Origin of the sequence: Paenibacillus sp. OT2-17, assembly GCF_009827695.1 — a bacterium.
GTDB lineage: Bacteria > Bacillota > Bacilli > Paenibacillales > Paenibacillaceae > Paenibacillus > Paenibacillus polymyxa_B.
In genome coordinates this window covers 1-1,420 of record NZ_WUDQ01000761.1, presented here as the reverse complement: position 1 = coordinate 1,420, position 1,420 = coordinate 1, and the positions used below count along the sequence as shown (strand labels likewise).

The window sequence follows — 1,420 nt, the reverse complement described above, 5'->3', positions numbered from 1 at the left end:
ACGGTACGCATCCTCACCTATGCGCAAAACGGCGACACGCATCAAAGCATCCTGCGCCAGATCAAAGCCTCTTTGCTTGTCTTTGCGCGTAAATTCGAGGATGTACTCGTTTTGCTGCTCTTCCTCCATATCCCGCAGGTCTTCCACATAGAGTTCGCTGCGCTTATTGCGGTACACGACCTGCAGCGGTTCATCCTTCCAGCCGCTGTAGAAATTCGTGCGCAGTGCCGTATGCCGCTGCACCAATACATCCAAACTTGCCGCAAACGCTGCAATGTTAAAATGTCCTTGCAGATCAAAAGATGCCTGTTCAAAATAAGCTTCCGATTGTGAGTCCATCAGATTGTAAAAGAGCATGCCCTTTTGCATCGGCGTCAGCGCGTATACATTTTCCAACTCACCTATATGTGCGGCCTGCGCTGCCATGTGCTCCAGTTCTCCAGTCGTCAGACCCTGGAAGGACACATCACTCGGCGTCAGCTCCGACTGTTCCTGAGCGACACAATGTGTAATCACCTCTTGCAAAGCGGATTGCAGCAGTCCCGCCACACGTTCCAGCGTTTCTTTGCGATACTGCTTACGACTGTAAGCGATCGTCAAGCGCAGCGTGCCTTCCGAGATCATCGCATTCAAATCCAGCGTGTAGAGTAACGGTGAATGTGCATCCTCTGTCTCCCCTGCGCTATAGGATGACAATGTGATTCCACTGTTTTGCACATCCTGATCGACCTGTCCCAAATAGTTAAAGCTGATTTCCGGTTCTACTGCAAACGCATGGGACGCAGGAGACAAGTAGCGCCAAGTTCCATACGTCAGCCCTTTATACGGAATCCGGCGCAGACCTTCCTTCGTTTCTTTAATCCACTGGGCTAGCGTCAGGTTGACATCTGTATCCAGCAGCACCGGGTACAGGCTTGTAAACCAGCCTACCGTACGTGTTATATCCACCTCTGGCAAGATCGCTTCCCGGCCATGTCCCTCCAGGTTCACTAGCACTTGTCCCGCGCCTGTCCAGTTGTGCATTGCCAATCCTAACGCGGTCAGCAGCAAATCATTGACCTCGGTGTTATAGGCGCGATGGGCCTGCTTCAGCAGTTGCTCCGTTTCAGCTTCGGTCCACTCTACCGTCAGCACTTCGCTGTCTGCATTCAAGGAGCCTTCGTAGGCAAAATCCTTCGGCAGCGGCGCCGCTTCCGCTTTGGCCTGTTCCAGCTGCTGCCAGTAGGCTTCATCCGATGCCTCCGCAGGACGATTGGCGTAAGACGACAACTCCCGTGCCCATGTTTGGAAGGAATCCGTTTTATAGGGCAATCGTACCGACTCGCCCTTGATCGCCTGTTCGTAGCCAGTCGAGAAATCTTCAAACAGAATCCGCCACGACACCCCGTCTATCACCAAATGGTGAATGGCTATGAGCAAA

Annotated in this window: 1 protein-coding gene; it reads right to left on the bottom strand. The window is 52.7% G+C overall.

The window, feature by feature from the left end:
- The coding region (locus GRP75_RS26890) for a condensation domain-containing protein (RefSeq protein ID WP_272917249.1) at window positions 1-1,419 on the bottom strand (1,419 nt) is incomplete at its 3' end.
- Between the last annotated feature and the right edge of the window lies 1 nt (window position 1,420).